Here is a 25,824-nt window from a genome sequence, read left to right on the forward strand (position 1 = left end):
CTCGGCCCTGGTGGCCGGGTGACACATACAGAGCACCAGCGGCCGGGAACACCAGGAAGAGCTCTCCTTGGCCCGGGGTGCGGCCTACGGGGGTCCGGCAGTACCCCCCGGACCAGGCTGGGGGTCGGCTCGCAGAGCTAGCCTGAAATACATGAGCCAGCATGTGCCCGAGCCCGATATCCGGGATTTCCTCCGGACACGCCGGGCCCGCATCACCCCGGAACAAGCCGGTCTACCCCCGCACCCGGGCGTGCGCCGGGTGCCCGGTCTCAGGCGCGAGGAAGTCGCCCAGCTGGCCGGAGTCAGCGTTGACTACTACGTACGGCTGGAACGCGGACGCAACACGAGTGTCTCGGCTGCCGTCCTGGACGCCGTCGCTCGCGCACTGCAACTGAACGACACCGAGCGTGACCATCTGTTCGCGCTGGCCAACCCCACCCGGCAGCGCCCGCATCCGAGAGCAAGCCAGCGTGCCCGCTCCGGGCTGCTGCGGGCACTGGCGAACATCGCCGACGTCCCGGCTCTGCTACTGGGTCACCGCCTGGACGTTCTGGCCACCAATCACCTGGCCCGCGCGTTCTACCGTGATTTCCCGGGCCTGCCGGACGGCGAGTGGAACATGGCCCGCTACATGTTCCTCGACGCTGCGGCCCGCGATCTCTACGTCGACTGGCCCGCCACCGCCCGCGAGAACGTCGGCATGTTGCACCTGTATGCCAGCCACCATCCGCGCGATCCCCGACTCGCCCAGCTGGTAAGCGAACTGTCCGTCGCCGACCGGGACTTCCGCCGGTGGTGGGCGGAACACGACGTGTACCAGCCCAAGTACGGCTCCAAGCGCTACCACCACCCACTCGTCGGGGAACTCACCCTCGGATTCGAAGCCTTCACTCCGATGGGAGACCCCGACCAGACGCTCGGCCTGTACACCGTCGAACCCGGATCACCGTCGGAAAACGCCCTGCGCATGCTCGCCAGCTGGACCGCAGACAGCACGCACATCCAGCCCGAAGAAACCGCCGACCATGAACACTGAAACAGCACCTCAAACCCCTGTCGTTCGGAACTGTTCCGACGAACGCGGTGGGTGCGGCGAGAGCAGACGCGCGAGATCCGTCTCGTAGCAGCCATGACATCGGCACGTATCGACACCGTGGCCGACACCCCGAAGATTCTCACTACAACCGCGCCAGAACGGGCGGGGACTCACCGGCAACACCAGTGGCTGTAAAAGCAAGCACAAGGCGTTGGTGGCGCGGCACTCGGCGACAGCCTGGTTCGTGCACGGACACGGGCCGAACAGGCACGCGTCGACCAGGCCGAACAGCGCCTGATCCCAAGGGGGAAAGCCGATGACATTGAGGAAATCGACCACGGCACTCATGATGTCCGCACTGTGTGCCGGCGCGCTGGTCACCACCACGGGCACGGCCGACGCCGCACCGGCGTCGGACCAGAAGGCCACCGCTGTCCTCGTCGTGAACACCTTCCAGAGCCTGGGCACTTTGAGGGCTCTTCACAGTTGAGGGTGTAGTCGCTGGTTGGATGGTGGCTGGCGCGTCGGTGTCGAGGTCTTCCGAGGATGGAGGTTCCTACGCCGCCCATCTGGAAGACCTCGACGTGCCTGACGCTACCTTCGGCTGCCCTGACCTGACCACGTTCTGCCGCCTGGATGAGCTCGGCCTGGTCGTGGTCGGCCAGCGTCTGGAGCCCGATTGCGCGGTCCTGGCGTGCCGGGTCCTGGAGGCCGATGACGGCACCGAGGGCTGGTGCCGACGCTGCGGGTGTGCAGGAAGACCCCGGGACACCGTCACGGGGGAGCTGGCGCACGAGCCGCTGGGCTGGCGACCGACCACCCTGCTGGTGACGATCCGCCGGTACCGGTGCACCGGGTGTGGGCATATGTGCCGCCAGGACACCAGCCACGCGGCCGAGCCGCGGGCCAGGATGTCGCGTCGTGGACTGGCCTGGGCGCTGGAGGCGATCGTGTGTCAGCTCTTGAGCATCGCCCGCGTCGCCTCGCCCGCTACAACGGCACGAACGAGGACGCCCAGGAGTACGGGCGGCGAGCCCGCGACCTCTACAACATCTTCGAGAAGTACAACATGGTCATGCGGAACCGTTCCTAATCAGTGGGCAGGAGTGTGTCTTGGACCCACTGCCAGTCACTGCGCGCATCCCGAACGGTTTTGGGTGCGCTGGTCGCCCGCGTTCTTTGATTGTTCCCCGTCCGGGCGGGTGGCTCGTGGCCACGGTCCGTGACGGGGCGGCGGGTTTCCTCACGCCCTTGGACATCCGATCCGGCCTGGATGGTCCGATGCCCGTGCGCATCGCTCTGGTGTGCACGGGGCGGTGCCGTCCGTCGCCGGATCGGGTGTCCGAGGGCGCGTCGTCCAATCGCGATGCTCGCGGCATCGTGACGAGTGGTGGTGCGGCGGGGCGCGGTCATGGGCTTGTGCCAGTGCTGCGCGCCCCACTGGGAGGTGTAGGCCGGATCGACGGCGACGATGGCGATGCCGAGTGCGGCGGCCATCGACACGAGCCGCGCCTTGAGTCTGCCGGTAGGAATGCCGGAGATGAGTTGCCTAAACCGCTTGTTGCGGCCGTGCTTCTCGCGGGTCTTCTCGGCGGTGAAGTCGAGGTCTTCGATCGCGATCGCCGCGACGCCGCACTGCCTGGCCCAGTGCAGCAACTGGCTGATGGCGTGCCGGACCTGCGCGTCACGATGATGGGCGGTGCCGCTGAGATCGTAGTGGAACCGCTTGGGTTCGCCGGTCGGGTTGCCGTGCACGTCCAACTGCCATGCGGCGAAGTGGTCGGCGTTGGTGTCCACGCCGACCATGCCGCCCGCGTCGCGCAGGGCGGCGGTGTGCTGGGAGACCGCAGCGGGCGAGACGGCCAGCCGCCGGGCCAGTTCGGTCGTGGATCCGCCGCCGGAGGCGACGGCGGCGAGTAGTTCGGCACGGGTCCGGCCCAGCAGGGTGCGCAGGGCTTCACGGGCATCGGCGTTGCGTCCGAGGGAGCCCTGCGACCATCCGAGGTCGTGGGCGACGGGATAGACGATCACCGGAGGAAGGTAGGGGTCCCGCAAGGTGATCGGGGCACGCCAGCAGAAGAACGAGGGCAGCAGGATCACGCCGCGCCCTTCGAGATGGATGTCCCGCTCGTAGTTGCTGGTCACGGTGAGCACGGGGGGCTGCCAGCACAGGGATGGGTGCACCGTGGCCAGCATGCCTTCGGTGCCCCCGTCCAGGGCGGCACGCGCGCGCAGGGAACGGTCCGCCTCGAACGCGGCTCGCACGCGGTTCCAGTGCGGTCGCAGGGCGAGATCGAAGTAGCCGCGCAGGGCCGTGCCCAGGCGCCGCACCGTGTCGGAGTCCGCGTCGGCCATGGAGCGGGTCCACGTCGCGATCCGGCGGCCCCGGGCCAGCCGGGCCAGGTCCTGGCGGAATTGGCGGCGCGGGGTGGAGAGTACGGCGTCGATACCCGATTCCAATTCGCCCCGGTTGAGGGCGGGTGTCAGGAAGTCGGCGGAATATCCGCAGGGCGGTGCGAGGTCGAAGAGCATGCGGGTGCGTGGGGGTAAGTGAGTACGGACGCGGCTTTTCCATGCCCCGAACACCACCGCTCCATCTCTTTCTTGCAGCAAGTGCAGGCTGAGCAGGATTTCCCACAGGGGATCCGGGCTGGTCGCCATTCGGATACGGGCCATGTCGGCGTCGGTGAAGTGGAACTTCAGCATGGATCCCCCCGGGTTTGCTCCTCTCATCCTGGAGTTGTTCCGTATGAGGTAAGAGCAATCCATCGAGGGTTGGGTTGCGCAAGGGGCCAATAATGGGCGCAGTTTGGCTGATTCCGTCGAGATCAGGACCCGGCACGTCCAATAGAGCCCCCTGCTCAGTGAGCGGGGGCGTCGAAGGGGGTCTGGACGACGAGCAGCCCGCGGGCGTCGCTTCCGATGGCTTCGTAGAGGTGCGGTACGTCGGCACGGAAGCGCACGAAGTCACCGGCGCCGAGCTCCACCGGCTCATCCCGGGGGCCGACGCGGACCGTGCCCTTGTGCAGCAGGAAGTACTCGACCACACCCGCCTGGTGCGGCTGCGAGTGCTGCGGCGGGCCCGCGTGGATGGCCACGTCGTACAGCTCGGTGCGCAGGTGGGGATCGAGGTGATCGAGCAGTCGGGCGTCGACCGCGCCACCTCTCACCCGGGGGCCTTCGCCGGCCCGCAGCACCGAGGCACTGGGCGCACGCACATCCGCGATGAGCTCCGCCGGCGACGTGTCGAGCACGGTCGCCAGTGCGTAGAGGGTGTCGAGCGTGGGGTTGCCCCGACCGGACTCCAGCGCCGTGAGGGTGGCGCGCGCGACTCCCGACCGGCGGGCCAGTTCCGTTGTCGACAGATGCCGCTGTGCGCGCAGGCGGCGCAGATGGACGGCGACGGCGGCGGCTGGATCCCTCACCCTGCCTACTTTAATGAGCACGGTCGCCTACTTCAATGCTCAGGCCGCCGAAGGCGTCCAGAGAGCGCAGCCCTGCGCATGTGTCCGGCTGCCCCCGCGCATCGCCCTCCGCGGGGCATCGGAATGCGCGGCGGGGGCGAACGGAGGAGCGTGGTGATGTGAGGAGGAGCGTCATGGCCGGCAGGGCCGCTTCCGGGAGGCGGGACGGTGAGGAGCAGGGGTGGCTGCATGGTTCGCCGCCTCCGCGCTGGGTGCGTGCGCTGCCGCCGGCCCTGCTGGTGGGGGTCTGTGCGGCCGAGCTCATCAGTCGCGAGCCGCTGGACATCGGTTTTCTGCTGGGCGCCATTCCGTCGCTGGCCGTGCTGTCGTACGGGCCTGTGGCCACGGGCGTATTCGGTTTCATCGTCGTCGTGCTGTTGAACGTCCCTGCCCTGCAGCTCAACCGCCCCGGCAATACCGACCTGTGGACCATCAGCTTCATCGCCGTGCTGAGCGTCCTCGCGTCCCTGATGCGCAGCCGGCGGGACGAACACCTGGTGACGGTGCGAAGCGTCGCGGAAGCCGCCCAGCTCGCCGTTCTGCCGCCCCTTCCCGAGCGCGTAGGACCGGTGCGCTGCGCCGGTCTGTACCGGGCGGCGCAGCGCGAGACGCTGGTGGGCGGCGACTTCTTCGATGTGCGTGACGGGCCCTATGGGGTCCGGGCCGTGATGGGCGATGTGCGGGGGCACGGGTTGGCGGCCGTGGGCACGGTCGCCTCACTGCTCGGGGCGTTCCGGGAGGCCGTGCTCGACCAGCGCGACCTCGAGGCGGCCGCGGCACGCCTCGATCGCAGGCTGGTCGTGGACTCCGCGGGAACCGAGCATGCCGAGCTGTTCGCGACCGCCGTACTCCTGGAGTTCTCGCCCGGCGCCGATACGGTGCGGCTCGTGTCCTGCGGGCATCCGCAACCGCTGCTGCTGCGCGGCACGGAGGCCGTCGAACTCGATCTCGAGCCCGGGGCTCCACTGGGTCTCGGGCTCCTCGACGTCGCCGCCCCGCAAGGGCGCACCGTACCGCTGGAGCCCGGCGACCGGCTGTTCCTGGCGTCCGACGGAGTAACGGAGGGCCGGGACCAGACCGGTGCTTTCTACCCGTTGACCGAGCGTCTGGCCAAGTTCGCCGAGGATTCGCCGACCGCACTGATCGACGGCGTGTGGGAGGACCTCGTCGAGTTCTGCACCACGGTTCGCGACGATGTCACCATGCTGGTTCTCACGCCGCTACCGGACGACGTCCCGGAGTGAATCTCCCGTCACGGCGACTGATCGGCTCCCCGGCGCATCGCGCCCCGCGCTTTCAGGCCGTCGCCGCGATGTCCAGCGCCGCGATGTAGCCGAACGTCATCGCCGGACCGATCGTCGAACCCGCGCCCGCGTAGCTGTGCCCCATGACCGCCGCGCTCGCGTTCCCCGCCGCGTACAGACCGGGTATCACGGAGCCGTCCGGCCGCAGCACGCGGGCGCGGGCGTCCGTGCGCAGTCCGCCCTTGGTGCCCAGATCGCCGGGGACGATTTTGAAGGCGTAGTACGGGGCCAGCCACAGGGGGGCCAGACAGGAGTTGGGGAGGATCGCGGGGTCCGTGTAGTAGTGGTCGTAGACGCTGTCGCCGCGGTGGAAGTCGGTGTCCTTGCCATTCAAGGCGAGGCTGTTGAAGCGGTTGACGGTGGTGCGCAGGGCGGCCGCGGGTACGCCGATGGCGGCGGCCAGGGCGTCCAAGGTCCAGGCCTTGTACGCGGCGCCGGACGTGTACCACGCGTCAGGGAACGTGAACGTCGGTGCGACGTCCTTGAACAGGTAGCGGTTGCGGCAGTTCTGGTCGACGATCAGCCAGGCCGGGATGTCGGGCGCGGTCGCGTCACGCTCGTACATGGTGTGCACGACATCGCTGTAGGGAGCTGCCTCGTTGACGAAGCGCGCTCCGGCGGCGTTGACCAACAGTCCGCCGGGCAGGGTGCGTTCGGCGAGGCAGAAGTAGGGCTGGTCGGGCAGCGGGATCGCCGGGCCCCACCAGGCGTCGTCCATCAGCTCGAGCGCGGCGCCGGCCCGCTCCCCCGCCCGGATGCCGTCGCCGGTGTTCTCCTTCGCGCCGACCGTCCAGGCGGTGCCGATGGGCTGCCGCTGGTACTGGGCGCGCATGGCCGCGTTGTGCTCGAATCCGCCGGATCCGACGATCACCCCGCGCCGGGCCCTGACCAGGCCGGGTGCGCCGTTCTGGGAGACCACCGCGCCGGTGACGGCTCCGTTCTGCACGTACAGATCGGACAGCGGGGTGTTCAGCCATACCGGCACCTGGGCGGCGAGCAGTCCGGCGCGCAGGCCGGCTGCCAGCGACTGGCCCATCGTCAGGGGTTTCTGGCCGAGCAGTGCCGCCTTGGTGCCGCGGGCGAGACATGCGGTGGCGACGGCGGCGCCCTTCGCGCTGACGGCGGAGAGGGTGAGCCATTTGTAGTCGGCGCTGAAGACGACCATGCCGCTCGGGACCGTCATGTACGACGGGTTCAGACGGGCGAGTTCGGCGCCGAGGATGTTTCCGTCGAGCTGGTCGGGCTCGATGGAGCGGCCGTTCGGCAGTCCACCGGACAGCTCGGGGTAGTAGTCGCTGTAGCCCTCCATCCAGCGGAAACGGAGCGGGCTGTTGGCCATGACGAAGGAGATCATGGCGGGTCCGTGGCCGAGGAAGGCCTGTTGGCGGTCGGCGGAGACGTCGGGGCCGACCACCGCGGAGAGGTAAGTGGCGGCCTTCGCCGGGGTGTCGGGGACGCCGGCGGCGAGGATCACCGGGTTGTTCGGGATCCAGATACCCGCGCCGGAGCGTGCCGCCGAGCCCCCGAAGGTGGCCGCCTTCTCCACGACGACGCAGCTCAGTCCCTGTTTCGCGGCGGTCAGCGCGGCGGTCATTCCCGCCGCTCCGGAACCGATCACCACGACGTCGTACGTGCCGAGCAGAGGCAGATCGGCCGCCTCGGCGACACCCGGGAGGCCCGTCGCGAGCGCGAGCCCGGCGCCCGTGGCGGCGCCGAGCACATGGCGCCGCGACGGGCCGGGTGCCGAGAAGGATTCGGTACGTCTGACGGGGTCCGCGCTCGTGGACATGGCAGGGCGCTCCAGCCGGGCGAAGGAATGTGAGGCGTGCCGTGCTCCGGGAGCCAACAGGCCCCCGCCGCAGCAGTTCTGATGTGGCGTCAGGAAATGTTGCGCGGGGGTCTTGTGAAGTCAAGACACGCAGGGCCCACCACTCCAGACCACCCCAAGATCGGACACAAGTTACCTAGAGGTATGTAGTGACTTAACAAGCAAGCAACAGTAGAACGTGTTCCCACTCATCGAGAGTGAGGAGCGTCACATGAGTGACACTGCCCAGCAAAACAAGGCATTCAGGGGTGTCTCGCGTCGAAGATTCATCGCTGGAACCAGTTCTATTCTTGGAGCCGTGACTCTCGCGGGTCATCCCGCGGCGGCTCAGGAGCAGGCCGTCACGGCGGCCGGACCGATCACCTCCGGAGCGCACGTCCCCGTCCTGGTGATCGGCACCGGATACGGCGGCTCGGTCGCCGCCCTGCGCCTGGCCCAGGCCGGCATCGACGTACAGATGATCGAGATGGGGATGGCCTGGGACACCCCCGGCTCGGACGGCAAGATCTTCGCCAACACGACGAGCCCGGACTACCGGTCGTACTGGCTGCGCACCAGGACCAAGCAGCCCCTCAGCAACTTCCTCGGCTTCCCCATCGACAAGGACGTCCCCCGCTACACCGGGATCCTGGACGCCGAGGAGATGGGGCAGATCATCGTGTACCAGGGGCGCGGCGTCGGCGGCGGCTCGCTGGTCAACGGCGGTATGGCGGTCACCCCCAAGCGGGAGAACTTCGGTGCCATCCTCCCGTCGGTGAACGCCGACGAGATGTACGGCACTTACTACCCCCGGGCGAACGCCGGGCTCGGGGTCGCCACCGTCGACCCGACGTGGTTCGACAGCACCGACTGCTACCAGTACGCGCGGGTCGGCCGTAAGCAGGCCCAGCGTTCCGGCTTCCCCTTCGTCTTCGTACCCGACGTATACGACTGGGACTACATGGAGCAGGAGGCCGCCGGAACGGTCCCCAAGTCGGCGCTTGCGGGCGAGATCCTCTACGGCAACAACTACGGCAAGAAGTCCCTGCAGAAGACCTACCTCGCCCAGGCCAAGGCCACCGGCAAGGTCACCATCTCACCGCTGCACAAGGTGACTTCGGTCTCCCCGGCGGCCGGTGGCGGCTACACGGTCCTCATCGACCAGATCAACACCACCGGTGACACCACGGCCACCAAGACGGTCACCGCGGACCGGGTGTTCTTCGCGGCCGGCAGCGTCGGCACCAGCAAACTGCTGGTCAAGCTGAAGGCCACCGGAGCGCTGCCCGGCCTGAACGACGAGATCGGCAAGGGCTGGGGCGACAACGGCAACGTCATGTGCGGTCGCGCCAACCACCTGTGGGACCCGACCGGCGCACTCCAGTCGAGCATCCCCTGCGGCGGCATCGACAACTGGACCGCCGGTGGCGCGTTCGCCGAGGTCGCACCGCTGCCCACCGGGATCGAGACGTACGCGTCGTTCTATCTGTCCATCACCAAGAACCCGAATCGCGCCCAGTTCTCCTGGAACGCCGCCACCGGCAAGGTCGATCTGAACTGGCAGACCGCCTGGAAGCAGCCGGCCATCGACATGGCCAAGTCGATCTTCGACAAGATCAACGCGAAGGAGGGGACGATCTACCGGACCGACCTCTTCGGCACGTACAAGATCTGGGGCGACCACCTCACGTACCACCCCCTCGGCGGCGCGGTGCTCAGCAAGGCCACCGACAACTACGGCCGCCTGCAGGGCCATCCCGGCCTGTACGTCATCGACGGCTCGCTGATCCCCGGCAACACGAGCGTCAACCCGTTCGTCACCATCACGGCGCTCGCCGAACGGAACATCGAGAAGATCATCGCCACCGACCTCTAGCGCCGACCGGGCCGACCGGGCGGCCCGAAACCGTGCCGGGTCCTCTCAACCGGCCCCAGCCCGCTCAGTGGGTGGGCAGCACGCACACGGTGTCCAGGCCCAGCACATGGTTGAGCCGGCCGAACGCCAGCCAGGAGCCGATGCTCATGCTCAGCTCCACGATCTCGCGCTGGCTGTAATGCGCGGTCATCCGAGTCCAGAACTCGTCGTCCAGACCGTGGTGATCCAGTGCGTACCGCTCGGCGTACTCCGCGGCCAGCCGGGTGCGGTCGTCGAAGGCGTCGGTGGTACGCCACTGGGTCACCGCCTCGGCGAACTCCTCCTCGACCTTCTGCCCGTCCCGCTCCGTGCGCCAGTCGAGGCAGAACAGGCATCCATTGATCTGGGCGATGCGCAGCCGGGCGGCCTCGAACTCGCGCAGTCCCAGGGTCGTGTGCTCGTACACCGACAGCGAGAAGTTCGCGGCCGCCATGCCGATGCCGGGGACCATCTCGCCCCACACGTACCCGATCGGCTCCTGGCCCTCGGGGATGTCGATGTGCATGGTCATGGGTCATTTCCTTCCGAGTCTGCCGACTGCGGGACGCAGCGGGACGTCGAGCGCGTCGTAGAGTCCGGGTTCCGCGTCCACCAGCCAGTCGATGGCGCTCACCAGCCGGCCGACCGCGGTGGCGTTCCCGCCCGCGGAGCGGTTCTCGCCTTCGTCGGTGGCCTCCACGGTGACCTGGATACGGGGGCGGCCCTCGATGATCACGCGATGGGCTCCGTCGCCGTCGGGTGGCGTCGGCCAGTCCGGTGCGCAGGACGGGTGGATCCGGGTGACGTGCTCGATGACGATCCGGGGTTCGCCCCCGACGATCCCCTGTACCTCGAACCGGACCGCACCCTGGTTTCCGGCCTCGAACTCGCCCATCGTCCGGGTGCTCACCGTGGCGTCGAGCGGGCGCCGCTCCATGGTCTCGCGGATCTCGTCGAGTTCGACACCCAGCGCCCTGGCCATCAACCGTATCTGCCCGCCCCACACCATGGTGGGGATCGACGGCGCGAGCATCAGCGGTTCGTAGTCCATCGGACGGCCCATGCCGACCAGATACCGAACGGATTCTTCCTGCTCGTACGTGGAGTAGTCGAAGATCTCCTGACAGCGGATCGCGTCCACCTCGCTGCCAAGACCGCTGATCAACAGGGGCAGTACGTCGTTGCCCCAGCCGGGGTCGACACCGGAGACGAACAGGGAGCCGCCGCCGTCCTCGATGGCGGCGAGCACCGGGTCCCGGAACTCCGGCGGGGCGTTGCGCTGGTCGTAGAGCGGGTAGAGCGCGGGGGTGACGACCACCGCGCCGGCCCGGATCGCCCTGCCGATGTCGGCGAGGGCCTCGTCGGGCCGGATGTCGCCGGACGCCGCGTACACCACGGCCTGCGGTCCGGCGGCCAGTACGGCGTCGATGTCGTCGGTGGCCGCGACCCCCAGTCCGTGGTCGAGCCCGGCGAGGTCCCCCGCGTCGCGGCCGACCTTGTCGGGGTTGTGCACGAGCACGGCCGCGAGTTTCAGCGCCGGATGGGCCTCGACGGCGCGGATGGCCGCGCGGCCGACGTTGCCGGTACCCCAGACCACCGTGGAAATCATGCGGCGGAGGGTAGCGAGAGGACCTCGAGGTTCCTATAGCCGTGACCGGTGAAGATGCGGGAGGCGAGCGCCGGTCGGCCGGACGGCCCCGCCGCCGATCTAAGCTCGGCGCATGGCCAAGTACTTCGACGTGCACCCGGAAAACCCGCAACGGCGCATCATCGGCCAGGTGGTCGAGATCGTTCGCGCCGGAGGGCTCATCGTCTATCCGACGGACTCCTGCTTCGCGCTCGGGTGCGCCCTGGGCAACCGGGATGGGCTCGACCGCATCCGCTCGATCCGCCAGCTCGACGAGCGGCACCACTTCACCCTGATGTGCCAGGACTTCGCGCAGCTGGGCCACTTCGTACGCGTCGACAACGCGGTGTTCCGGACGGTGAAGGCGGCGACCCCCGGCAACTACACCTTCATCCTCCCCGCGACGAAGGAGGCACCGCGCAGGCTGCTGCATCCGAAGAAGAAGACGGTCGGGGTCAGGATCCCCGACCATGTCGTCGCCCAGGCCCTCCTCGCCGAACTCGGCGAGCCGCTGCTGTCGAGCACGCTGCTCCTTCCCGACGAGGAGAAACCCCTGACGCAGGGCTGGGAGATCAAGGAACAGCTCGACCATGTGGTGGACGCCGTGATCGACTCCGGTGACTGCGGCACCGACCCGACGACCGTCATCGACTTCTCCGGCCCGGAGCCCGAGATCGTACGCCTGGGGGCGGGAGATCCCTCACGGTTCCAGTAGCCCAGCACAGGCAGGAACTCGAGCTACTTGGTGCCGACCGCGCGCAGTGCGGCAAGCACCAACGCACGGGTGACGGTCACGACTTCGGCGAGGTGTACCTGCTCCCGCGGCCCGTGCGCCAGCCGCACGTCGCCGGGTCCGTACTGCACGGTGGGTACACCCGCCGCGCTGTACAGCCGCAGGTCGCTGCCGTAGGGCGCGCCGTGTTCGTGCGGGCGGTGACTTCCGGTGACCTCGGCGTGCGCGCCACCGACCAACGCCGCGAGCGGGTGCCCGATCGGCAGCCGTCCGCTGGCGAACTGGCCGCCGGGCCAGGTCACCGTAGCGGGGTGGGCGCGCAGCCATGGATCGTCCGCGCAGGCTTCGGCGACGCACGTCTCCAGTTCCGTACGCGCCTGTGACGGGTCCTCGCCCAGCCGGACACCCAGTCTTCCTTCGACCACGAGCAGGTCGGGGACGCTGCTGGCCCAGTCGCCCGAGCGGACCGTGCCCACGGACAGCGGGTAGGGGATGGGGTATTCGGCCATCAGGGGGTGCGGGTCGGCGTTGCGGCCGGTCTCCAGACGGCCGAGTGCGCGATGAATCGGCAGGTAGGCGTCGAGGGCGCTGACCCCCGCATAACGGGTGCTGCCGTGGGTGGCCTTGCCGGGCACCTCGATCCGGAACGTCAGCGCCCCGGCGTTCGCGGTCACGAGCGTGGCGCCGGTCGGTTCGGTGATGACGCAGGCGTCCCCGATATGGCCGCGCTGGAGTGTGCCGAACGCGCCGAGCCCGCCGTCTTCCTCGCTGACCACGAAGTGGGCCGCGACACGGCCGCGCAGCTCCGCCCCCACGGCGCGGATCGCCGCCACGGCCGCGAGCACGGCCGCTACTCCGGCCTTCATGTCGCACGCGCCACGGGCACGGATCACCTCCCCCGCACAGCGGGCGACGAACGGGTCCCCCGCCCACTGCGCGCGGTCACCGGGCGGTACGACGTCGACATGACCCTGGAGTATGAGGGTCGGGCCATCACCGCCGTTCCCCGTGCTGCCCACCAGCCCCCAGGCCTCCTCGCGCGGGGCCTCACAGCCCGGAAAGCCGGGATGCGCGCGCAACTCGGGCACGTTCATGGACCACAGGTCGACATCGAGATCCAGTCGTTGCAAGTGCCGGGCCAGATTGTGCTGCAGCTCGGACTCCGCGGCGCTGCCCGTCACGCTCGGAACGGCGAGCAGTTCCAGCAGCGTCCGGGCGATCGCCCCTTCATCGACTGCGGCCAGCGCGGCTGCTTCCACATCGCTCAGGATCGCTGTCATGGCGAATCCGCTCCCAGCACGTCGACGTCAGGACGAGCGGAGACTACGACCGTCAAGGTGACGCAAACAATCGCCAAATCCTGCTGATCACAGACAGTAACTTGCAATATTTGGCGCACTTTGGAGAATCATTGCGTGCTCGTCCACCCCCTGACGCCCGGAGGCCACTCGTGGACTCGATCGACGAGGAGATCATCCGCTGCGTGCTGCGCAACGCCCGGTCCACATACGCCGAGATCGGCAAGGCGGCCGGGCTGTCCGCGCCGGCCGCCAAGCGCCGTCTCGACCGCCTGGTCTCGACCGGCGCGATCCGTGGTTTCACGGCCATCGTCGACCCCCAGACGCTGGCCTGGCGCACCGAGGCATTCGTCGAGGTCTACTGCCGGGGCAACCCCACTCCCGCCGAACTGCGCCAGGCGCTGGAGGACATCCCGGAGGTCGTCGAGGCCTGTACGGTCTCCGGTGCCGCGGACGCGGTCCTTCACATGCTGGCCAGGGACATCACCCACCTGGAACAGGCCATCCAGCACGTCCGGGCCACCGCCCCCGTCGAGCGCACCGAAAGCGTCATCGTGCTCTCCCGGCTGATCGACCGGCCACGCCTGTGATCGGTACGGGGCAAGACGTGGGTCGCCCTTTCGAGGGTTGCCCCAGGACATGGTCGACAATCAGCGCATGGACGTCCCCGAAATACTCGAAGCGGCCGGCCTGTTGGTCCCCGAGAAGACGGCCACCGAGAACGACGTCACGGTACGAGAGGTCTGGGAGTACCTCGTCGCCGACGAGTGGGAGACCGCGCTCGGTCTGTTGGAGGAGTTCGGGGACGCCGGGCCGCTACCTCTGACGTTCTGGGAGACCCTCGGCGACGCCGCCGAGCAGCTGCGGATGGAACGGAGTGCGGCCTGGTGCCACTGGCGCTGTACCGAGATCCGCAACGGCATGATCCGGGCTGACCTGACACTTCGTCCGGCCGGGGAAGGCCGCCGTACAACGCCCATCGACGGGGCCGGAGTTCTGCGGCCGATGTGGGACATCGGACACAGAACGGCCACTGGTGAACGGTCGGTCAACATCGCGGCGCTGTGGCTTGAGGAGGTGCCCTTCCTCGAGCCCGGCGGACGGTGCCGGGTGCGACTCGTACCCCTCGTTCCCTCCTCGTGGCGGCAACTTGAGCCGGGACGCCGAATCACCATGCATGAGGACCGAACCGTGGCCGGCACCGCAATCGTCTTGGAAGTACGTCCGCCGGCTGCCCCGTCCGAGGGGTGATCGTCGGCCGGGGTCACGGCCAGCCCGCCCCCGGTACCTCGACCTCGGTGGCGAGCACCTGCCCGGAACCGGGTGTCACCAGCTCGGACGCCGTCATCCCCTGCCACCCGGCGGCCACGATGAACAGGGTCGTTCCGTCGAGGCCGCCCAATGCGCAGGCGAAGCCTCCGCGGTCCAGGTCGACCCGGTCCAGCACCGTGCCGCCCTCGGCGACACGCACACAGCACCGGCCCGGCACATCGGCGTACCAGACGGCGTTCTGCGCGTCGACGCAGATGCCGTCCGGGGTGCCCTCCCCGAGGTCGGCCCAGACACGCCGGCCGGACAGCCCGCCGTCCGCGCCTACGTCGAAGGCCACCAGACTGTGCCGGTAGGAGTCCGCCACGATCAGCGTGGAGTTGTCGGGCGTCACCGCCATCCCGTTGGGGAACGCGATGTCGTCGGCCACTTGGCGCACCGCGCCGTTGGGCGTGACCACCGAGACCGAGCCGGGCTTGAAGGCCTCCCCCGCCATCGGGTTGAAGTCGGCGCGATTGACGTAGGTGTTGCCGCGGCCGTCGATCACGATGTCGTTCCAGCCCGGCCTGCCCAGGTCCGCACAGGTGCCCAGCGAGCCATCGGGTTCCCGCCGCAGCAGTTGCCCGTCCGGTGACGAGACGATCACCATCCGCCCGTCGGGGAGCCAGTCGGTGCACAGCGGCAGCGACGCCACGCGTGCGATCACCTCGCTGCGGCCGGCCGGATCGAGGGCGAGGACCTCGCCCGCGGACCAGTCGGAGAAGTACAACCGGTCCCCGTGCCAGCGCGGTGACTCGACCAGTCCCCGTCCGCCGAGCAGCGTCCGTACCTCGTTCATCCTCATCACAGCCCTCGTCCCGCGCCGGCCGACGCCGACGTCTCACTACCTGAACGAACGGCCACCCGCCGAATCGACAGGGCCGTGCCCCCTGATGAGCTCTCCGCATGACGGCGCTCTCGTTCACCTCGTGCCTCGAACTGGTCGGGCACATCGACCGGTTGGCCAAGGAGGGCGGCCAGGTCATCTGCGCCACGCACTCCCCACCGCTGACCGCCCTGCCGGGCGCGGACATCGTCGAGGTCGGCGAGCACGGCATGCGCAGGGTCGCCTGGCAGGAGCTCGGCGTCGTGGACCACTGGCGCCGCTGTCTCGCCGACCCGCACGCCTATCTGCGGCACATCGTCGAGTCGTAGGCACGGCCTGCGGACTCGCGGTGGTCAGGAGCGCCGGGTCGGCCCGGCCTCGGCCGCGAAGCCGCTCACTTTCCAGATCCGCGTGGCCACTTGAAGGTTGAATCGGCTGTCCACGTCGTCGAGCCGCCGGCCGCTGACCTCGCGGATGCGCTGCAAGCGGTAGCGCAGCGTGCTGCGGTGGACGGCGAGAGCGTGTGCCGTCTCGTCGTAGTTGCCGCCGTGGTCGAAGTACTGGGTGAGGGTGAGGACCAGGTCGCTGTGGTGGGCGTGGTCGTAGTCGAGGAGCGGGCCGAGCCATTCGCGGACGAACAACTGCACGTCGTGGGAGTCGTTGCCTCGGTCGAGTATGCGGTAGAGGCCCAGCTCCTCGTAGGCAGTGGTGCCGTGCGGGGGCTGCGACTGGCCCCGTACGTTCAGCGCGCGGACGGCCTTGTCGTAGGAATGGGGAATGTCGGCCATGGTCTCGCACGGACTGCCGATGCCCACGGCGCCCTGATGAGAGCCCAACTCCTCGGCCACGGCTTCGTACAGGCCCGTGTCGCGCGGCTTGCCCCGCACGACGAGCACCGCCATGTCGGCGCGCCGCGCGAGCAGTGACCTGAGGCCCAGTCCCTGCGCGGCACGGCCCACCGCTGCCATGAACCGGTCGTCGGCGGCCGTTGCCTGCCACTGGACTACCACGACATGCTGCGGTCCGTGCAGGTCGTGGCCGACCGCTTCCGCCCTGGCGTACGCGCCGCCCTCGTCGGCGCCGGTGAGCAGGTCGTCCACCAGCTCCCGGCGCATCCGCAGCTCGACCTCGGCCAGACTGCGGCGGTGGGCCAGTTCGAGGGCCAGGGCCGTGCACGCGTGTCCGAGGGCGAACTCCTCGGCCGAGCCCGCCGCGCCCGCGGGGTCGATGAGCGCGATGGCTCCGAGGACTTCGCCGTGATGGCGGGCCAGCCCGACGAGCCGGCCGTCACGGCGGACGGGGGTCACATCGCGCAGCGCGGCCCGCATGAGCTGCTCCCGCTGCGACGGATCGGGCTTGTCGCCGGTCTCGGCGGGTCCGGGCCCGGCCGAGGCGATCAGGTTCCCGAAACGATCCTCGATGCGGGTGGGCAGGCCGGTCAGTTCGTGCACGGCGTCGGCGATCCCCGCCTCCCCCTCGTCGGCGATGTAGGTCCGGTTGAGGACGTCATGCACGGTGCGCTGTCCCTCCAGCTCCGCCACGAGCGTGGTGAGCCTTTCATTGACCGCGTCCCGCTCCTCGATGGCCCGGAACAGCTGCCGGGCGTACTCGCGGTCGCGGCGGCGCGCGTCGGCGTTGGAGAGCGCGGCGCCGGTCGGCCGGGCAAGGGCGTACAGGAGGAAGTGTTCGTCGTCGGGCGGCGGCTTCGGTGCGCTGACGACGAGGTAGCCGCGGAGTTCGTCGGCGCATCGCAGGCCTGCCGCCCATCCCCAGCCGCCCTCCGCGAACTTGACGGCGCCGTCCTCGCCATCGAGTGCGGCCAGCTGGTCGGCCGGTTCGGGCATGTCCTGCCGCGGGTGACTGCCGAGGGACTCCACGCCCGGGCTGGCCGCCAGGGCGAAGTGTCCGTCCCGGAGCAGATAACAGCCCTCCGGCCGACAGCCTCCGAGACGCGGTACCTCCTCCATGGCCAGCTGGAGGATCTCCTCCCCCGAGCGCCCGTCGAACATGGTCATGGCAAGCGCGAAGAGGTTGTACAGGCTCGCCAGCTGCCGACGCCCCCAGGTGGCCGGGGCCGTGGTCGGCGCGTGACTGTAGAGCCCACCCGGTTCGTAGCTCTGGTCCGCGGCACCTGCGACGTCGTCCGCCATGCCAGGCATGGGGCAATACTAACTTTTGCCCTGTTCGACCGCTTGCCGAGCCGATGGCCGGAGCAGGGATCGCTGCCCGGCGGTGGTGTACATCTGTTCCCCTGTGCTCCGAGGCTGAGTCGAGGGCGGAATTTGGCCCCGTCGGGAGCAAGCGTCCTCCCTTGGTCCTGTAACAGGCTGGCAGGGACAGGAACGACGAACCACGAATCCGTGTTCGCACGGGGCTTTCGTGCACGCCGACAGCGACTGGCGGGGCGCTCGCCGACACCGAAGGCTCCGCGGGAGCGCGCGGACGACACGGCCCCTCACCTGAACACAGCCGCCACCACCGGGTGCGGGTGGATGCCTGGGTGGCAGGCAAAGGAGTTCCTCATGGCCAAGGCAGTCGGAATCGATCTGGGCACCACCAACTCCGTGATCGCCGTGTGGGAAGGCGGTGAAGCGACCGTCGTACCGAACGCCGAAGGCTCGCGTACGACGCCTTCCATCGTCGCCTTCGCCGAAGGGGGCGAACGTCTGGTGGGTCAGCTGGCCAGGCGCCAGGCGATCCTCAATCCCAAGGGCACCATCTACTCGGCCAAACGGTTCATCGGCCGGCATTACGACGAGATATCCGACGAGGCCAAGGCGGTGGCGTACGACGTCGTCGAGGGCGAGGGCGGCGTCGCCCGCTTCAAGGTGCGCGACAAGCTCTACGCGCCCGAGGAGATCAGCGCCCAGGTGCTGCGCAAGCTCGCCGACGACGCGGGCAAGCAGCTCGGCGAGCGGGTCACCGAGGCCGTCATCACCGTGCCGGCGTACTTCAACGACGCCCAGCGCCAGGCGACCAAGGACGCCGGCCGTATCGCGGGGCTCGAGGTGCTCCGGATCATCAACGAGCCGACGGCGGCGGCACTGGCGTACGGCATGGACAAGAAGCAGCACGAGACGGTGCTGGTCTTCGACCTCGGCGGCGGCACCTTCGACGTCAGCATTCTGGACGTCGGCGACGGGGTCGTGGAAGTGCGGTCGACCGCCGGTGACAGCCACCTCGGCGGCGACGACTTCGACCGCCGGCTCGTCGACCTGCTGGCCGACACCTTCCAGAAGGAGAACGGCATCGACCTGCGCAAGGACCCGCAGGCGCTGCAGCGGCTGTTCGAAGCCGCGGAGAAGGCAAAGACCGAGCTGAGTTCGGTCACCCAGACCCAGGTCAGCCTGCCGTTCATCACCGCGGACGCCTCCGGTCCCAAGCACCTGACCGAGACGATCATGCGGTCCAAGTTCGAGCAGATCACCGCCGATCTGGTGGAACGGACCATGGAGCCGGTCAAGCAGGCGATGACCGATGCCAAGGTCAGTGAGAGCGACATCGACGAGGTCATCCTCGTGGGCGGCTCCACCCGCATACCCGCCGTGCAGAACCTGGTCCGCCGGCTGACCGGCGGCAAGGACCCGAACATGAGCGTCAACCCGGACGAGGTCGTGGCGCTGGGCGCCGCGATCCAGGCGGGTGTCCTCAAGGGCGAGGTCAAGGACGTCCTGCTGCTCGACGTGACACCACTGTCGCTGGGCGTGGAGACCCGTGGTGGTGTCATGACGAAGATCATCGAACGGAACACCACGATCCCGGTCCGCCGCTCGGAGACCTTCTCCACCGCGGAGGACAACCAGGAGGCCGTGGACGTCGTCGCTCTGCAGGGCGAGCGTGAACTGGCCGCCGACAACCGGGTCCTGGGCAGGTTCCAGCTGAAGGACATCCGCCCGGCACCGCGCGGTGAGCCGCAAGTCGAGGTCACCTTCGACATCGACGCCAACGGCATCCTGAACGTGACCGCTCGGGACAAGGACACCGGCAAGGAGCAGTCCATCACCATCAGCGAGGGCTCCAACCTCGACCAGGGCGAGGTCGAGCGGATGATCCAGGAGGCCGAGCGCCACCGTGGCGAGGACAAGGCGCTGCGCGAGGCCGTGGACGCCCGCAACGAGCTCGACGCCGTGGCCTACCAGGTCGAACGCCGGCTGAGCGAGCTGGGCGACGCCGCTCCCTCGCACGAGCGGGCCCGCGCGGACATGCTCGTCGCCGACGCCCGGGAGGCGGTCAAGCAGGAGGCGCCGCCGGACAAGGTCAGGCCGCTCACCTCCGAGCTGCAGCAGATGCTGGCCTCGCTCGCCGCCCACCAGGCGGGCGCGACCGCCCAGGCCCAGGCCGGCGCGGACGAGACCGCGAGCAGCACCGCGGGTTCCGAAGACGACGTGATCGACGCGGAATTCGACAAGAGCTGAGGTGCGGTCATGGCCACCGGACAGGAGCCGATGACGCCCCCGGAGCAGCAACCGGTCGAGAACCCGACCGCACAGCAGCCGGTCGAGAACGCCACGACCGCGCGGCAGCCGGAGGCGGACGATCAGACCGCGGCCCTCGACGAACTCCGGGACCGCTGGCGCAGGGCGCTCGCCGATCTGGACAACCTGCGCAAGCGCCACGCGAAGGAACTGGAGCGCGTACGCGGTGACGAGCGCGCCCGTACGGCTGCGGCCTGGCTGCCCGTTCTGGACAATCTGGAACGGGCTCTGGCCCACGCCGACGCGGACCCGACCGCCGTGCTGAAGGGCGTCGAAGCCGTACGCGATCAGGCCGTCGAGGTGCTGCGCGGCCTCGGATACCCCCGCTACGAGGAGACCGGGGTGCCCTTCGACCCGACCCGGCACGAGGTCGTCGGCGTGGTCGACGATCCCGACGCCGAGCCGAACACCGTGGCCCAGGTGGTGAGTCCGGGCTACGGCGCGGACGGGAAGCAGCTGCGTCCCGCGTTCGTCGTGGTCAGCAAGCGGCAGGAGTGACGCCCCATGGCACGCGACTACTACGACGTGCTCGGGGTGTCGCGCGACGCGAGCTCGGAGGAGATCCAGCAGGCCTTTCGCAAGCTGGCGCGCAAGCACCACCCCGACATCAACAAGGACCCACAGGCCGAGGAACGCTTCAAGGAGATCAACGACGCGTACAGCGTGCTGTCCGACCCCAAGACACGGCAGCGCTTCGACCGCTTCGGTGAGAACTTCCGGCAGATCCCGGAGGACTACGACGAGCGGGTGGCCGCCGGGGCGGGCGCCCGTGGCGGCTGGGGCGCAAGAGGAGGAACGGGCGGCACCCGGGTCCGCTTCCGCACCGACGAAGGTGTCGACTTCGACGGCTCCGGCATCGACATCGAGGACCTGTTCGGCGGGATCTTCGGACGGGGTGGCGGCGGGGGCTGGGGACCGGTTCCCGGCGCCGACCAGGAGGCCGAGATCCAGCTCGGCGTCGAGGAGGCGTACCGGGGCGGCAAGCGCAGCGTCACCCTGGGCGGGCCGGGCGGACAGCGGACGTACGACGTCAACATCCCGCGCGGCGTGGCCGACGGGCAGCGCATCCGGCTGGCCGGAGAGGGCGGGAAGGGCAGTGGCGACGCCCCATCGGGCGACCTGTATCTGCGGGTTCGGATCAAGCCCGACGCGCGTTTCCGTCTGGAGGGCCGCGACATTCACGTCGTCGTCCCGGTGACGCCTTGGGAGGCGGCGCTCGGCGCGACCGTGCCGGTGCCCACCCCCGGCGGCACGGCCAAGGTCACGGTCCCCGCGGGTTCGTCCAGCGGCCGTCGGCTACGGCTGCGCGGTGAGGGCATGCCCAACCCGCGTGGGAAGAGCGGGGACTTGTACGCGGAGATCCGCGTCATGGTGCCGCCCGATCCCACCGCCCGCGAGCGTGAGCTCCTCGAGGAGCTGGCCGCCGTGTCCGCCTTCGATCCGAGGAGGCCCCGATGACCACAGCCCCTGGTCCCGGCGGCGAGAACCGCCGAACGGCCACCCCGGTCTCCCGGCCGGGCCTGAACGTGCTGGTCCGCACCACCGCCCTCGTGCCGGTCCGCCGGCTCGGTCTCGACGTCGTCGCCCGGCGGTCCGGACTCCATCCGGACCTCGTACGGCGATTCGTCGCCCTCGGCCTCGTCGACGCCACCCGGGACGCCGCCGGGCGGCTGTGGTTCGAGCCGTCCGCTCCCGCCACCCTCGCCCGCATCCAACGTCTACGGGCCGCGCTCCCCCTCAACTACGCCTCCCTGGGTCTGGTGCTCGATCTGCTCGACCGGATCAGTGAGTTGGAGGACGCGCTGAGGCGCAGCAACGCCGGCTCCAGGAGTGATGAATCGTGGATATGAACCGGCTCACCCAGAAGTCCCAGCAAGCGCTGCAGGAAGCGCAGACGATCGCCGGCCGGCTGAACCAGACCGAGGTCGACGGCGAGCATCTGCTCCTCGCCCTCCTCGACCAGCCGGACGGACTGATACCACGTCTGATCGACCAGTCCGGAGCCGACACCCGGGCCCTGCGCACCGCCCTCTCCGACGAGTTGGCGCGTCGTCCGAAGGTGACCGGCCCCGGCGCCACCCCCGGCCAGGTGTACGTCACCCAGCGGCTGGCCAAGGTGCTGGACGCGGCCGAGCAGGAGGCCAAGCGGCTCAAGGACGAGTACGTGTCCGTCGAGCACCTGCTCCTGGCGCTGACCGACGAGGGCTCGCGGACCGCGGCCGGACGTCTGCTCAAGGAGTACGGCGTCACCAAGGACGCGTTCCTGTCGGCGCTGACCCGGATCCGCGGCCACCAGCGCGTCACCTCGGCGACGCCCGAAGCGTCGTACGAGGCATTGGAGAAGTACGGCCGTGACCTGGTCTCGGAGGCGCGCAGCGGCAGGATGGACCCGGTGATCGGCCGGGACGCGGAGATCCGTCGCGTGATCCAGATCCTCAGCCGCAAGACCAAGAACAACCCCGTACTCATCGGTGACCCGGGCGTCGGCAAGACCGCCATCGTGGAAGGTCTCGCGCAGCGCATCGTGCGGGGTGACGTGCCCGACGGGCTGCGCGATCGCACGATCTTCTCGCTCGACATGAGTTCGCTGGTGGCGGGCGCCAAGTACCGAGGCGAGTTCGAGGAGCGCCTGCAGGCCGTGCTGAGCGAGGTCAAGGCGGGCGAGGGGCGCATCCTGCTCTTCGTCGACGAACTGCACACGGTCGTCGGCGCGGGCGGCGGCGCCGAGGGCGCGATGGACGCGGGGAACATGCTCAAGCCGATGCTGGCGCGCGGCGAGCTGCACATGATCGGCGCCACCACCATGGAGGAGTACCGCAAGTACGTCGAGACCGACGCCGCCCTCGAACGCCGCTTCCAGCAAGTACTGGTGGACGAGCCGAGCGTGGAGGACACCGTCTCCATCCTGCGCGGGCTGCGCGAGCGCCTGGAGGTCTTCCACGGCGTGAAGATCCAGGACACCGCGCTGGTCGCGGCGGCGACGCTGAGCCACCGTTACATCTCCGACCGGTTCCTGCCCGACAAGGCCATCGACCTCGTCGACGAGGCCTGCGCGCGGCTGCGGACCGAGATCGACTCCATGCCGGCCGAACTGGACGAGATCACCCGCCGGGTGACCCGCCTGGAGATCGAGGACGCGGCGCTCGCCAAGGAGAGCGACCCGGCCAGCGCCAAGCGCCTGGACGAGCTGCGCCGCGAACTGTCCGACCTGCGCGCCGAGTCCGACGCCATGCACGCCCAGTGGGAGGCCGAACGCCAGGCCATCCGCCGCGTACAGGACCTGCGCCAGGAGCTGGAGCAGGTGCGGCAGGAGGCCGAGGAGGCGGAACGCGCCTACGACCTCAACCGTGCCGCGGAGCTGCGCTACGGCACGCTCACCGAACTCGACCGCCGGCTGGCGGCCGAAGAGGAGCGGCTGGACACCAAGCAGGGCGAGAACCGGCTGCTGCGCGAGGTGGTGACGGAGGACGAGATCGCGGAGATCGTCGCGGCCTGGACCGGCATCCCCGTCACCCGTCTGCAGGAGGGCGAGCGCGAGAAGCTGCTGCGCCTCGACGAGATCCTCACCGAGAGGGTGGTCGGCCAGGACGAGGCGGTCAAGCTGGTCACCGACGCGATCATCCGGGCCCGTTCGGGCATTCGCGATCCGCGCCGGCCCATCGGTTCGTTCATCTTCCTCGGCCCCACGGGGGTCGGGAAGACCGAGCTGGCCAAGACGCTCGCGGCAGCCCTCTTCGACTCCGAGGAGAACATGATCCGCCTGGACATGAGCGAGTACCAGGAACGGCACACGGTCAGCAGGCTGGTGGGAGCGCCTCCCGGGTACGTCGGCTACGAGGAGGGCGGCCAGCTCACCGAGGCGGTGCGCCGCAAGCCGTACTCGGTGGTGCTGTTCGACGAGATCGAGAAGGCCCACGCCGATGTGTTCAACACCCTTCTCCAGGTGCTCGACGACGGCCGGATCACCGACTCCCAGGGCCGCACCGTCGACTTCCGCAACACCGTGGTCATCATGACGTCCAACATCGGTTCGGCCCACCTTCTCGACGGGGTGACCGCCGACGGCGAGATCAAGCCCGACGTGCGGGCCCTGGTCCTGAGCGAGCTGCAGAGCCACTTCCGGCCCGAGTTCCTCAACCGGGTCGACGACATCGTGCTGTTCAAGCCGCTGGGCATGACCCAGATCGAGCACATCGTGGAGCTGCAGTTCAACGACCTGCGCAAGCGTCTGGCCGAACGGCAGATCACCGTCGAACTCAGCAACCCCGCGCGTGATCTCATCGCCCAACAGGGCTTCGACCCCGTGTACGGAGCACGCCCGCTGCGCCGGTACATCTCCCACGAGGTCGAGACGCTCATCGGGCGGGCACTGATCCGCGGTGACGTGCAGGACGGCACGGCGATCCGGGTCGACGCGCAGAACGGCGAACTGGTCATCACCTACGGCGAGTCGACCGAGCGGGACGTGCGGAAAGCCGCGTGAGTCCGATGGCCACGAGCCGGAGCAGGACGATCGTCTGCGACCAGTGCGGCCGCAAGAACCGGGTACCGGCGGCGGCCGAGGGCGCCCCGCGCTGCGGGAACTGCCGCTCCCCGCTCGCGTGGATCGCCGACGCCGGCGACCAGGACTTCGCGGAGATCGCCGAGCAGGCGAAGCCGTACGTTCTGGTCGACCTGTGGGCCACCTGGTGCGGGCCCTGCCGAATGGTCAGCCCCGCACTGGAACAGGTGGCCCACCAGCTCGCCGGGCAGGTCAAGTTGGTCAAGGTCGACATCGACCAGAATCCACGGCTCGCCCAGCGCTTCCAGGTGCAGGCCGTGCCGACCCTTCTCCTCCTCGACAAGGGCGAGGTGATCTCCCGCAAGACGGGCGCGGCACCCGCTCCGGCGCTGCGGCAGTGGGTCGAGGAGAGCCTGGCGGTTCGCCGGTGAACCCGCCTCCCGCTGCGCCGGAGACGTGAGAAGCGGCTCCGTCGAGCGGGTGGCCTCCGCGGTGGGCGAGGGCGCCATCGCCGTCCGGCTCGTGCACGAACACCGGGCGCAGGAGGGCGACTTGGTCCGGACGGCAGCGGAGAACGCGCCGGGGGAACTCCCTTCCGCGACAAGAGGGCGCATAGCATTGCCTGATGCCTCGACTTCAACTCCTCCGTCTCGACCACGCCCCGGCTCTTCTTCGGTTCGAGCGGGAGAACCGGGACTACTTCGCCGCCTCGATTCCCGACCGAGGCGACGAGTACTTCGCCCACTTCGACGCACGGCACGACGAGTTGCTCGCCGAGCAGGCGGCGGGGCTGCGCTTCTTCCATCTCGTGATGGACGACAGCGGTGCGGTGCTGGGACGCGTCAACTTGGTCGACGTGGCGGACGGTTCGGCCGATCTCGGCTATCGGATCGCCGAGCGGGCTGCCGGGCGGGGACTCGCCACGACAGCCGTGCGCGAAGTCTGTGCCCTGGCCGTCGCGGAGTATGGCCTGAGCACACTGCGGGCCGCCACGACCCTCGACAACACCGGTTCGCGAACGGTCCTGGCCCGTACGGGATTTCGGTCCGTCGGCGAGATCCTGCTGAGCGGCCGCCCGGGCCTTCGCTTCGTCCGGGAGCTGCGAGACACGGACCGGGCGGTGCCCGAATGGGCGGACGACGCCGTTCAGGGAATCGGTTCGGCGGAGGGGATGATCGGCGACTGATAGGCGCCACTGGCCAGCATGCGTACCTCCCCCGCCGGGCTGATCTCGGCACGGAGGATGCCCGTCGGATCGCAGTACACCGGGTTGCCGCCCGGGCCGAGGGCGTCGGTCCTTTCGACGACCACCTCGTCCGTCACGACGCTGGTACCCGATCCGGGGTGCGTGAAGGTCAGCCGGTAGCGGTCCATGGTCTTCATGACGCCCTCCCACGCTGGGAACGAATGCGGGCAAATGGGTACCCCTCCATGATGCGGCCAGATCCCCTCGACGGCAGCACTCGCGACAACCGACGGCGTGGGCCCGCGCCACACGGCCCCGGCGAGCTTCGTTCACATTGCGTGACGCCTCTCGCCTCCGGGCGCCGG

24 protein-coding genes and 2 pseudogenes are annotated in these 25,824 nt (G+C 69.3%); 16 read left to right on the forward strand and 10 right to left on the reverse strand.

The window, feature by feature from the left end:
* The first annotated feature begins 151 nt into the window (after positions 1–151).
* Positions 152–1,036: a helix-turn-helix transcriptional regulator gene (locus AB5J53_RS01715; RefSeq protein WP_369243868.1), complete on the forward strand. Its 885-nt coding sequence runs from the start codon at positions 152–154 to the stop codon at positions 1,034–1,036.
* Positions 1,037–1,045: 9 nt separating this feature from the next.
* Here the strand turns inward: AB5J53_RS01715 and AB5J53_RS01720 are convergent, their stop codons facing one another.
* Positions 1,046–1,486, reverse strand: coding sequence for a hypothetical protein (locus AB5J53_RS01720; protein ID WP_369243869.1), 441 nt, complete (start codon positions 1,484–1,486; stop codon positions 1,046–1,048).
* 134 nt (positions 1,487–1,620) lie between these two features.
* On the opposite strand from AB5J53_RS01720, the pseudogene AB5J53_RS01725 reads away from it, so the two are divergent.
* Both AB5J53_RS01725 and AB5J53_RS01730 read left to right on the forward strand, forming a co-directional pair.
* Positions 1,621–2,019 (forward strand): annotated as a pseudogene (locus AB5J53_RS01725) (ISL3 family transposase); the annotation flags it as partial.
* Positions 1,989–2,129, forward strand: coding sequence for a hypothetical protein (locus tag AB5J53_RS01730; RefSeq protein ID WP_369252933.1), 141 nt, complete (start codon positions 1,989–1,991; stop codon positions 2,127–2,129). The pseudogene AB5J53_RS01725 and the gene AB5J53_RS01730, both read left to right, overlap by 31 nt.
* Here the strand turns inward: AB5J53_RS01730 and AB5J53_RS01735 are convergent.
* On the reverse strand, positions 2,126–3,568 hold the full coding sequence (locus tag AB5J53_RS01735) for an ArsR family transcriptional regulator (protein WP_369243870.1): 1,443 nt from the start codon (positions 3,566–3,568) through the stop codon (positions 2,126–2,128). The genes AB5J53_RS01730 and AB5J53_RS01735 overlap by 4 nt on opposite strands.
* Before the next feature lie 329 nt (positions 3,569–3,897).
* Positions 3,898–4,461 carry a helix-turn-helix domain-containing protein gene (locus AB5J53_RS01740; protein WP_369243871.1) on the reverse strand — a complete coding sequence of 188 codons (564 nt, stop codon included), beginning with the start codon at positions 4,459–4,461 and terminating at the stop codon, positions 3,898–3,900.
* Positions 4,462–4,634: 173 nt separating this feature from the next.
* Here AB5J53_RS01740 and AB5J53_RS01745 point away from each other — a divergent pair, with 173 nt between their 5' ends.
* Positions 4,635–5,744 carry a PP2C family protein-serine/threonine phosphatase gene (locus AB5J53_RS01745; RefSeq protein WP_369243872.1) on the forward strand — a complete coding sequence of 370 codons (1,110 nt, stop codon included), beginning with the start codon at positions 4,635–4,637 and terminating at the stop codon, positions 5,742–5,744.
* A 52-nt stretch (positions 5,745–5,796) separates the two neighbouring features.
* Here AB5J53_RS01745 and kstD read toward each other — a convergent pair whose 3' ends face one another.
* Complete coding sequence (gene kstD, locus AB5J53_RS01750; RefSeq protein WP_369243873.1) at positions 5,797–7,593, reverse strand: 3-oxosteroid 1-dehydrogenase; 1,797 nt, start codon at positions 7,591–7,593, stop codon at positions 5,797–5,799.
* A 250-nt stretch (positions 7,594–7,843) separates the two neighbouring features.
* Here kstD and AB5J53_RS01755 point away from each other — a divergent pair, with 250 nt between their 5' ends.
* Entirely contained in the window at positions 7,844–9,487 is a 1,644-nt protein-coding gene (locus tag AB5J53_RS01755; RefSeq protein WP_369243874.1) for a GMC oxidoreductase, read from the forward strand.
* A gap of 64 nt (positions 9,488–9,551) precedes the next feature.
* On the opposite strand, the gene AB5J53_RS01760 is transcribed toward AB5J53_RS01755, so the two are convergent.
* Together AB5J53_RS01760 and AB5J53_RS01765 are read right to left on the reverse strand one after the other, a co-directional pair.
* Entirely contained in the window at positions 9,552–10,031 is a 480-nt protein-coding gene (locus AB5J53_RS01760; RefSeq protein ID WP_369251988.1) for a carboxymuconolactone decarboxylase family protein, read from the reverse strand.
* 9 nt (positions 10,032–10,040) lie between these two features.
* Positions 10,041–11,114: a dihydrodipicolinate reductase gene (locus AB5J53_RS01765; RefSeq protein ID WP_369243875.1), complete on the reverse strand. Its 1,074-nt coding sequence runs from the start codon at positions 11,112–11,114 to the stop codon at positions 10,041–10,043.
* Positions 11,115–11,226: 112 nt separating this feature from the next.
* On the opposite strand from AB5J53_RS01765, the gene AB5J53_RS01770 reads away from it, so the two are divergent.
* Positions 11,227–11,847 (forward strand): L-threonylcarbamoyladenylate synthase, encoded by a 621-nt coding sequence (locus tag AB5J53_RS01770; protein ID WP_369243876.1) that lies wholly within the window; start codon positions 11,227–11,229, stop codon positions 11,845–11,847.
* Between the two features lie 23 nt (positions 11,848–11,870).
* Here AB5J53_RS01770 and AB5J53_RS01775 read toward each other — a convergent pair whose 3' ends face one another.
* Positions 11,871–13,145: an ArgE/DapE family deacylase gene (locus AB5J53_RS01775; protein ID WP_369243877.1), complete on the reverse strand. Its 1,275-nt coding sequence runs from the start codon at positions 13,143–13,145 to the stop codon at positions 11,871–11,873.
* Positions 13,146–13,315: 170 nt separating this feature from the next.
* Between AB5J53_RS01775 and AB5J53_RS01780 the strand changes: the two genes are divergently transcribed.
* Positions 13,316–13,753 carry an Lrp/AsnC family transcriptional regulator gene (locus tag AB5J53_RS01780; RefSeq protein WP_369243878.1) on the forward strand — a complete coding sequence of 146 codons (438 nt, stop codon included), beginning with the start codon at positions 13,316–13,318 and terminating at the stop codon, positions 13,751–13,753.
* A gap of 67 nt (positions 13,754–13,820) precedes the next feature.
* Entirely contained in the window at positions 13,821–14,414 is a 594-nt protein-coding gene (locus AB5J53_RS01785) for a hypothetical protein (protein ID WP_369243879.1), read from the forward strand.
* Between the two features lie 13 nt (positions 14,415–14,427).
* Here the strand turns inward: AB5J53_RS01785 and AB5J53_RS01790 are convergent, their stop codons facing one another.
* Entirely contained in the window at positions 14,428–15,276 is an 849-nt protein-coding gene (locus AB5J53_RS01790) for an SMP-30/gluconolactonase/LRE family protein (protein WP_369243880.1), read from the reverse strand.
* A 107-nt stretch (positions 15,277–15,383) separates the two neighbouring features.
* Between AB5J53_RS01790 and AB5J53_RS01795 the strand changes: the two are divergent.
* Positions 15,384–15,626 (forward strand): annotated as a pseudogene (locus AB5J53_RS01795) (ABC transporter); the annotation flags it as partial.
* A 24-nt stretch (positions 15,627–15,650) separates the two neighbouring features.
* Here the strand turns inward: AB5J53_RS01795 and AB5J53_RS01800 are convergent.
* Positions 15,651–17,456: a PucR family transcriptional regulator gene (locus AB5J53_RS01800; protein WP_369243881.1), complete on the reverse strand. Its 1,806-nt coding sequence runs from the start codon at positions 17,454–17,456 to the stop codon at positions 15,651–15,653.
* Between the two features lie 363 nt (positions 17,457–17,819).
* Here AB5J53_RS01800 and dnaK point away from each other — a divergent pair, with 363 nt between their 5' ends.
* The 7 genes from dnaK (at position 17,820) to AB5J53_RS01835 (ending at position 25,459) form a co-directional block, all read left to right on the forward strand.
* Positions 17,820–19,712, forward strand: coding sequence for a molecular chaperone DnaK (dnaK, locus tag AB5J53_RS01805; protein ID WP_369243882.1), 1,893 nt, complete (start codon positions 17,820–17,822; stop codon positions 19,710–19,712).
* 9 nt (positions 19,713–19,721) lie between these two features.
* Positions 19,722–20,270 carry a nucleotide exchange factor GrpE gene (locus AB5J53_RS01810; RefSeq protein ID WP_369243883.1) on the forward strand — a complete coding sequence of 183 codons (549 nt, stop codon included), beginning with the start codon at positions 19,722–19,724 and terminating at the stop codon, positions 20,268–20,270.
* A 6-nt stretch (positions 20,271–20,276) separates the two neighbouring features.
* On the forward strand, positions 20,277–21,230 hold the full coding sequence (locus tag AB5J53_RS01815; protein ID WP_369243884.1) for a DnaJ C-terminal domain-containing protein: 954 nt from the start codon (positions 20,277–20,279) through the stop codon (positions 21,228–21,230).
* Positions 21,227–21,622, forward strand: a complete 396-nt coding sequence (locus tag AB5J53_RS01820; RefSeq protein WP_369243885.1) for a chaperone modulator CbpM — start codon at positions 21,227–21,229, stop codon at positions 21,620–21,622. The genes AB5J53_RS01815 and AB5J53_RS01820 overlap by 4 nt, the downstream gene beginning before the upstream one ends.
* Entirely contained in the window at positions 21,613–24,255 is a 2,643-nt protein-coding gene (gene clpB, locus AB5J53_RS01825) for an ATP-dependent chaperone ClpB (RefSeq protein WP_369243886.1), read from the forward strand. The genes AB5J53_RS01820 and clpB overlap by 10 nt, the downstream gene beginning before the upstream one ends.
* Before the next feature lie 5 nt (positions 24,256–24,260).
* Positions 24,261–24,704, forward strand: a complete 444-nt coding sequence (gene trxA, locus AB5J53_RS01830; RefSeq protein ID WP_369243887.1) for a thioredoxin — start codon at positions 24,261–24,263, stop codon at positions 24,702–24,704.
* A 194-nt stretch (positions 24,705–24,898) separates the two neighbouring features.
* The gene (locus tag AB5J53_RS01835) at positions 24,899–25,459 is read left to right on the forward strand and encodes a GNAT family N-acetyltransferase (RefSeq protein WP_369243888.1); all 561 of its coding nucleotides are present in this window, start codon (positions 24,899–24,901) and stop codon (positions 25,457–25,459) included.
* On the opposite strand, the gene AB5J53_RS01840 is transcribed toward AB5J53_RS01835, so the two are convergent.
* Positions 25,420–25,656 (reverse strand): DUF6296 family protein, encoded by a 237-nt coding sequence (locus AB5J53_RS01840; protein ID WP_369243889.1) that lies wholly within the window; start codon positions 25,654–25,656, stop codon positions 25,420–25,422. The genes AB5J53_RS01835 and AB5J53_RS01840 overlap by 40 nt on opposite strands.
* Positions 25,657–25,824: the final 168 nt, after the last annotated feature.

Source organism: Streptomyces sp. R41, from assembly GCF_041053055.1.
Lineage (GTDB): Bacteria > Actinomycetota > Actinomycetes > Streptomycetales > Streptomycetaceae > Streptomyces.